Origin of the sequence: Burkholderia sp. Ac-20379 (genome assembly GCF_017104645.1) — a bacterium.
Classification (GTDB): domain Bacteria; phylum Pseudomonadota; class Gammaproteobacteria; order Burkholderiales; family Burkholderiaceae; genus Burkholderia.
This window is the reverse complement of sequence record NZ_JAAGPF010000347.1, coordinates 1-7,511: the sequence shown is the minus strand read 5'-3', so window position 1 is coordinate 7,511 and position 7,511 is coordinate 1. Positions and strand designations below refer to the sequence as shown.

Below are 7,511 nucleotides of genomic sequence, written 5' to 3'. Positions count from 1 at the left end.
GGCCGGGCGCGCGTCGGGCAGCATCACCGTGCCGACCGCGAACACCGCGCCGCTCACGTGCGCGGCCTGCATCCGCATCGTCATCGGCGCGCCGCCGATCGCGATCTCGCGCGCGTCGAGCGTGGGCTTGGCGGGCAGGTCGATCGTGTAGCCGGCGTCGCTATGAAGCGTGCGCCAGTCGAGCGCCGGCGTGCACGCGGCCGCGAGCAGCGCCGCCAGCCCGAGCACGGCCAGGCGGCGTGCGGGGCGGCGGCGCAGGCCAAGCAGCGTCGAACATCGGGCGAGGAAATGGGGGGCGGACATGGGTCGGCTCGGCGGCCATCGGCCAGAGGGGAAACACGAGCCGCCATTATCGTCGCCCGGCGCGGCCGCGCGAACCGAAATGCCGGGCATAAGCGAAGGCCGCGCAATCGCCCGCACCGCGGCCTCGAACCGGCCCGAAAGCCTCGCCGGGCGAGCCATCCCGCGCCTCGGGCCGAGCCCCGAACCTGGCGGCGCGGTCAGGCGGGCCGACCGGTATACGTCATGTTTTGAGGCTACAATGATCGCCGCCGCGCACCTGTGCCGCGCGGCCCCGCAGTCTTCCGAGGTACCTGAAATGAGCCAAGCCCCCGTTTCCCCCCGCCGCGCGAGCCCGCTGCGTTATGTCGCGATTGCGGCCGTCGCCGTGGCGATCGCCGTCGCCGGCTACTTCGCGCTGAACGGCAAGTCGAGCGTGCCCGACGCCACGTTCACGCTGCTGTCGGGCCAGAAGGTGTCCACCGGCTCGGACCTGAAGGGCAAGGTCTACCTCGTCAACTTCTGGGCCACCAGCTGCGAAACCTGCATGAAGGAAATGCCGCAGATGGTCGACACCTACAACCGCTTCAAGGGCCAGGGCCTCGAATTCGTCGCGGTGGCGATGAACTACGATTCGCCGATGTACGTCTCGAACTACGTCAAGACGCGCCAATTGCCGTTCAAGGTGGCGTTCGACGACGGCTCGCTCGCCAAGCAGTTCGGCAACGTCCAGCTCACGCCGACCACCTTCGTGGTCGACAAGGACGGCAAGATCCTGAAGCGCTACGTGGGCGAACCGCAATTCGCGGAACTCGATCAGTTGCTGCAAAAGGCGCTCGGCAACAGCAACGCCTGAGCGAACCCCCGATCGGCAAAAAGCCGGCCGCGCCTTCCTGGCGCCGCCGGCTTTTTTGTTGCGCCGCAACCGCTGCGGATCAGCGCTCGCTGTCGCCCTTGGTCGACAGGCCGTAGCGCTTGATCTTCTCGTACAGCGTGGCCTTGCCGAGATGGAGCCGGTCGGCCGTGGCGGCCACCGCGCCGCCCGTTTGCGTGAGCGTGTCGGCGATCACGGCGCGCTCGAACTGCTCGACGCGCTCCTTCAGCGATTGCTCGCCGCCCGCCGCGTCGCGCGCCTCGGCCGCGCCGCCGGCCTCCACCACGCCCTCGGTCACGCCCAGCACGAACCGGTCGGCCGCGTTGCGCAGCTCGCGAACGTTGCCGGGCCAGTCGCGCTGCATGAGCCCCTCGCGCTGCCGGTCGGTCAGGTGCGGCGCCGGGCGGCCGTAGCGCACGGCCGCGTCGAGCATGAAGTGCTCGAACAGCGGCACGATGTCCTCGCGGCGCTCGCCGAGCGGCGGCAGCGCGATCGTCACCACGTTCAGCCGGTACAACAGATCCTGGCGGAACGTGCCGGCCGCCACGTGCTCGCTCATGTCGCCCTTGGCGGCGGCCACCACGCGGCAGTTCACGCGGATCGGCTGGTTCGCGCCGAGCCGCTCCAGCACGCCGTCCTGCAACACGCGCAGCAGCTTGACCTGCAACGCGAGCGGCATGCTCTCGATCTCGTCGAGGAACAGCGTGCCGCCCGACGCGTATTCGAGCTTGCCGATCCGCCGCTTGGCCGCGCCCGTGAACGCGCCCGGCTCGTAGCCGAACATCTCCGATTCGAACATCGGCTCGGGCAGCGCACCGCAATTGACGGCGATGAACGGCTTGTCGCGGCGCGGCGACATCTCGTGCAGGCTGCGCGCGATCAGCTCCTTGCCGGCGCCGGTGTCGCCGTTGATCAGCACCGAGGCGTCGGTCGGCGCGACGTTCGCGATCAGCCGGCGCACCTGCTCGATGGCCGGGCTGCGGCCGATGATGCGCGGCGCGACCACGCCCTGCACCGCCAGCTCGCGGCGCAGCGCGAGGTTTTCGAGCACCAGCTCGCGGCGCTCCAGCGCACGGCGCACGGTTTCGACCAGCCGCTCGGCCGGAAACGGCTTCTCGATGAAATCGTAGGCGCCGTCGCGCATCGCCTGCACGGCCATCGTGATGTCGCCGTGGCCGGTGACGAGGATCACCGGCACGTCCGGCGCGCGTTCGCGGCAGTGCGCGAGCAGTTCGAGCCCGCTCGCGCCGGGCAGGCGGATGTCGGACACCACCACGCCCACGCGCTCGCCGAGGATCGCCTTCTCGGCGGCCTCGGCCGAGCCGAACCCGGTCACGTCGAACCCGGCCAGTTGCAGGCTCTGCACGGCCGCGCGACGCACGAGTTCGTCGTCTTCGATATAGATAACCTGGAGGCGGTTGGCCATGTGTGTCACTCGCTGTGAATCGACATCGCGCCGGGCCGCGCTAGCGGCCGGCGGCGAACGTCTGCGGATGATGCGTGCGGGCGCGGCGCAGCGTCAAGACGAACACCGCGCCGCCTTCGGGCGCGTTGCGCGCGACCAGCGCGCCGCCCGCGTCGCTCGCGATCGACGACGAAATCGCCAGGCCGAGGCCGAGGCCGCGCCCCATCTCCTTGGTAGTGAAGAACGGCTCGAACAGGCGCGGCAGCAGCTCGGGCGGCACGCCCGGGCCGTTGTCGGCCACCGTGATCGCGATGCTGCCCGCCGACGCCTCGATCTGCACCGCGATGCGCGGCGACGGCACGCCGGCCACCGCGTCGAGCGCATTGCCGAGCAGGTTGATCAGGATCTGTTCGAGGCGCAGATCCTCGCAGATCGCGACCAGATCGGGATATTCGAGCGCGGGATCGAAACGGCCGTCCTCGCCGGGGTGCATCGCATCGTCGATCTGTACCTCGAGTGCCACCGCCTGCAAGCGCTCGCGCAGCAGCGAGGCCACGTTGCCGAGCGCCCGCGACACCAGCGCGCGTTCGTTGCGCGGCCGCGCGCGGCCGACGAACAGCTTGAGCTGGTTGGTGATCTTGCCCATCCGCTCGGTCAGCGAGGCGATCGCTTCGAGGTTCTCGCGCGCCGCGCCCTGCTCGCCGCGGTCGAGCAGCACGCGCGTGTTGTCGGAAAAGCTGCGCAGCGCCGCGAGCGGCTGGTTCAGCTCGTGCGTGATGCCGGCCGCCATCTGGCCGAGCGCGGCGAGCTTGCTGGCCTGCACGAGCTCGTCGTGCGCCGCGCGCAGTTCGAGCTCGGCGCGGATCCGGTCGCCCACTTCCTTCTGCAACTGTTCGTTGGCCTGCGACAGATCGGCCGTACGCTCGGCCACGCGCTGGTTCAGTTCGGCATAGGCGTTCTGCAGCAGCGCGCGGCCGCGGATCATTTCGTTCACGCGCGCGCGGCGCATGCGCCAGTAGAACGCCAGCAGGCACAGCGAGATGAAGCCGAACGCCGTCACCACGGTGGCGTTGCGGGCATCGGTATCCACCGGCTCGATCGGCGCGAGCGTGACGAGCTGCCAGTCCGGCTCGCCGAGCCGGCGCTGCGTGGCGAGGTAGCGCGGCGCGCGCAGGCCCTTGCCGATCCGCACGATCTCGGCGTCGCTGCCGAGCACCTTCTCGACCAGGATCGGCACCGGCGTGACGGGCTGCTGCGCGTACTGCCGCGTCGCGAAGATCGAATCGGCCACCGAGCCGGTCAGCGGCTTGAGCGTGTGGTATTTCCAGGCCGGCACCGAGGACAGGAAGATCACGCCGTGATCGTCGGCCACCACCAGCGGCTCGGACGCATCGGCGCCCTGGAACCATTCGAGATTGAGCTTGACGACGGCCACGCCGACGATGCGCCCATTGCGGCGCACCGGCTGCGAGATGTAGTAGCCGGGATCGTGCGACACCGTGCCGATCCCGAAGAAGCGGCCCACGCCGCCCTTGATCGCATCGAGGAAATACGGCCGGAACCGGTATTCGGCGCCGACGAAGCTGTCCGGGTCGCGCCAGTTGCTGGCGGCCACGCAGTGCCCGTCCGCGCCGATGATGTAGATCGTGGTGGCGTGGGCGTGATGATTGAGGTCGTCGAGATAGCGATTGGCGCGCTCGACGAAACCGGGGGTGTTCGCGTTGGCCAGCACGTCCTGCACGAACGGGTGGCCGCCGAGCAGGTACGGCAGCGATTCGTAGCGGTCGAGCGTGCTCTTGAGCGCGCTCGTGGTGCGGTCGACGCGCACGGCCGCGTTGCGGCGCAGGTCGTCGACGCCGCGCTGCCAGGTGATCGTCCAGGTCAGCGCGCAGGCGGCGGCCAGCAGCGCGACGAGCACGAGCAGAACGAGCAGGCGGCGCTTCACGTTCGCGATTTCCGGAAAATGGGAATCGCCTATTGTGGCATAGCCGTCCGGCCCAAATGCGGCGGGGCCGGCCCCGCCGGGCAGCGGCGGCTGTTCGCGCGCCGCTGCGTCATGCTTCATCTCAAACCTTCGCGGTGGTGTCGCCGATCGACACTTCGCCGTTCAGCGCCGCACGCAGCTTGTTGCGGTCGAGTTCCTTTTCCCAGGCCGACACGACGATCGTGGCGACGCCGTTGCCGACGATGTTCGTCAGCGCGCGGCACTCGCTCATGAAGCGGTCGATACCGAGGATCAGCACCATGCCCGACAGCGGGATGGTCGGCACCACGGCCAGCGTCGCCGCCAGCGTGATGAAGCCCGCGCCCGTCACGCCGCTCGCGCCCTTCGAGGTCAGCATCGCGACCGCCAGCAGCGTGAGCTGCTGCATCCAGGTCAGTTCGATGTTGGTCGCCTGGGCGATGAACAGCACGGCCATCGTCATGTAGATGTTGGTGCCGTCGAGGTTGAACGAGTAACCGGTCGGCACCACGAGGCCCACCACCGAACGCGAGCAGCCGGCCTTCTCGAGCTTCTCCATCAGTTGCGGCAGCGCCGCTTCCGACGAGCTCGTACCGAGCACGATCAGCATCTCTTCCTTGATGTACGCGACGAAGCGCAGCACCGAGAAGCCCGTGAAGCGGGCCACCGCGCCGAGCACCACCACCACGAACACCACCGACGTCAGGTAGAACGTGCCGATCAGCTTGAGCAGCGGAACCAGCGAGCCCACGCCGTACTTGCCGATGGTGAACGCCATCGCGCCGAACGCGCCGATCGGGGCGAGCTTGGTGACGATGTGGACGATGCCGAACAACACGCGGCTGGTGCCTTCGATGAAGTCCGTCACGACCTTGCCGCGATCGCCGAGGTGCGCGAGCACGCTGCCGAACAGCAGCGCGATCAGCAGGATCTGCAGGATCTCGCCCTGGGCGAACGCGTCGAACATCGTGTTCGGGATGATGTGCATCAGGAAGTCGACGGTCGACTGGCCGTGCGCCTTGGCGGCGTACGACGCGACTTCCTTGCCGTTCAGCGTGGCCGGATCGATGTTGAAACCCGCGCCCGGACGCAGCAGGTGCGTGGCGGCGAGGCCGAGCACGAGCGCGAACGTGGAGACGATCTCGAAGTAGAGCAGCGCCTTGCCGCCGACGCGGCCGACCTTCTTCATGTCCTGCATGCCGGCGATGCCGCTCACGACGGTACAGAAGATGATCGGGCCGATCACCATCTTGATCAGCTTGATGAAGCCGTCGCCGAGCGGTTTCATGTCGACCGCGAGGGACGGGTAGTAGTGACCGAGGATCACGCCGACGACGATGGCGAAGATCACCTGCACGTAGAGCACTTTGTAGAACGGTTTCTTCTTCACGATGAGTCCAGTTTCCAGAAGGGTGAAGTGAGCCTTGAGAATCGGCATCACGCACGCGGGCGAGTGTCAGGGGAACATGAGCCCGCGCGGCGGCCGCGTCGCAACAAGCAACGGCCTTAGACCATCCGGGGGGAAAGCATTGGGTGGGGCGCCATCGATTGTCTCCTTGCTGCTGTCGTTATCCGGCCAGGGCTGGCCTTGCGACAGATATACGCAAGCTCGGTGCCAGGGCGGGAAATGCGCTTAGGCCTTTGATTCGTTTGCGTTTTTACAAATCGGGCGGCGCGCGGAAATCCGGCTTTCCGGAAATCCGGAAAGCGGAGCGTCCGGCAATCCGGACGAGTGGGGAGAATTGTGTCGGGGGAAGGCGCGTGGCGGCTCCGGGTCAACCAGGAGGCCAGTGCTGCGGAAAGTCGAACGACAATTGCGCGTGGTGCCGGATCGACAGCAAGAACACCTCGGAATCGGTATGCACGTACAAGGCCAGATAGCGTGCCATCACATATTCGCGAATTTCGGCCTTTCCGACCGATGCGGCCAGCACCCCGACAAGTTGCTCGAGGCTGTTGCCGACCTCGATCGACCGGATCGGCCGGTCGAGAAACGGGCACCCCATGGCGGGAAAGCGCCGCAGGTTCGGCACGAACGTATCGGTCAATTCATCGAGCAGCGCATCGAAGGCGGCGGGCGCATCGGCATCGCGCAGGAACGCTTCGATGGCATCGAGGTTGTCGAGGAAGTGCTGGGTGAAGCGGACCGGACGAGGTCGAGACATGCCGCGCTCACCGATCCGCGGCCGTGCCGCCGGCGCGCCGCCGCTTCAATGCGGCCAGCGCGTGGTCGGCATCGTGAACCTTGCCCTGAGCGATATCGTCGAGCCCCTTCCGGGCGTCGTCAATCAACAGGAGGTGAATGCGCTCGCGCTCGAGATGGTGGTAATAATCGAGCCGGCGCGCATCGACGAGCGCGACATAGCTCTCGCCGTTCTTGGTGATGATCTTTTCGTCGCCGGCGCGAACCTGATCCGCCAGCTCGGACAGGTTGGCCCGGGCTTGCGAGAGCGGAATGATGTCGAGTGTGGAAAAGGCCATGGCAGCTCCTGAGCACCAAACTGTACAGAATTTCGTACATTTTATGCGCGTTTGAACTGCGACGCGATGTCCGCCCCGTCACCCGCCCCGCCGCCCCAGTTCGATATACCGCGCCAGATGATGATCCTCGTCCCCCAACTGATGATCGATCATCACGAGCCGCTTCGCGTAATGCGAAAGCGGCAGTTCCCAGGTCATGCCGATCCCGCCGTGCAACTGGATCGCCTCCTCGGCCACGCGCGTGCCGGCGCGGCCCACCGTGAACTTGGCCGCCGACAGCGCGCGCTCGCGCGTCGCGCGCGGCGCGTCGAGCGCCGCAGCCGCGTTGATCACGGCCGAGCGCGCCTGCTCGATTTCGACTACCGCGCCAGATGCTGGTCCCCGTCCCCCAACTGATGATCGATCATCACGAGCCGCTTCGCGTAATGCGAAAGCGGCAGTTCCCAGGTCATGCCGATCCCGCCGTGCAACTGGATCGCCTCCTCGGCCACGCGCGTGCCGGCGCGGCC

At 67.6% G+C, this 7,511-nt stretch carries 6 protein-coding genes and 2 pseudogenes; 1 reads left to right on the top strand and 7 read right to left on the bottom strand.

All coding sequences use genetic code 11. From position 1 onward, the window contains the following. A pseudogene (locus tag G3N92_RS28450) lies at positions 1-303 on the bottom strand (hypothetical protein); the annotation flags it as partial. A gap of 295 nt (positions 304-598) precedes the next feature. On the opposite strand from G3N92_RS28450, the gene G3N92_RS28445 reads away from it, so the two are divergent. Further along, positions 599-1,135, top strand: coding sequence for a TlpA disulfide reductase family protein (locus tag G3N92_RS28445; RefSeq protein WP_206130911.1), 537 nt, complete (start codon positions 599-601; stop codon positions 1,133-1,135). A gap of 79 nt (positions 1,136-1,214) precedes the next feature. Here the strand turns inward: G3N92_RS28445 and G3N92_RS28440 are convergent, their stop codons facing one another. The 6 genes and pseudogenes from G3N92_RS28440 to G3N92_RS28415 form a co-directional block, all read right to left on the bottom strand. Beyond that, on the bottom strand, positions 1,215-2,579 hold the full coding sequence (locus tag G3N92_RS28440) for a sigma-54 dependent transcriptional regulator (RefSeq protein WP_206130910.1): 1,365 nt from the start codon (positions 2,577-2,579) through the stop codon (positions 1,215-1,217). A 40-nt stretch (positions 2,580-2,619) separates the two neighbouring features. Further along, positions 2,620-4,623 (bottom strand): ATP-binding protein, encoded by a 2,004-nt coding sequence (locus G3N92_RS28435; RefSeq protein ID WP_206130909.1) that lies wholly within the window; start codon positions 4,621-4,623, stop codon positions 2,620-2,622. Position 4,624: 1 nt separating this feature from the next. Next, complete coding sequence (locus G3N92_RS28430; protein ID WP_206130908.1) at positions 4,625-5,911, bottom strand: dicarboxylate/amino acid:cation symporter; 1,287 nt, start codon at positions 5,909-5,911, stop codon at positions 4,625-4,627. 385 nt (positions 5,912-6,296) lie between these two features. Beyond that, entirely contained in the window at positions 6,297-6,686 is a 390-nt protein-coding gene (locus tag G3N92_RS28425; RefSeq protein ID WP_206130907.1) for a type II toxin-antitoxin system RelE/ParE family toxin, read from the bottom strand. 7 nt (positions 6,687-6,693) lie between these two features. Beyond that, positions 6,694-7,002 (bottom strand): type II toxin-antitoxin system Phd/YefM family antitoxin, encoded by a 309-nt coding sequence (locus G3N92_RS28420; protein ID WP_206130906.1) that lies wholly within the window; start codon positions 7,000-7,002, stop codon positions 6,694-6,696. Between the two features lie 78 nt (positions 7,003-7,080). Further along, positions 7,081-7,365, bottom strand: a pseudogene (locus G3N92_RS28415) (acyl-CoA dehydrogenase family protein); the annotation flags it as partial. Positions 7,366-7,511 lie beyond the last annotated feature (146 nt).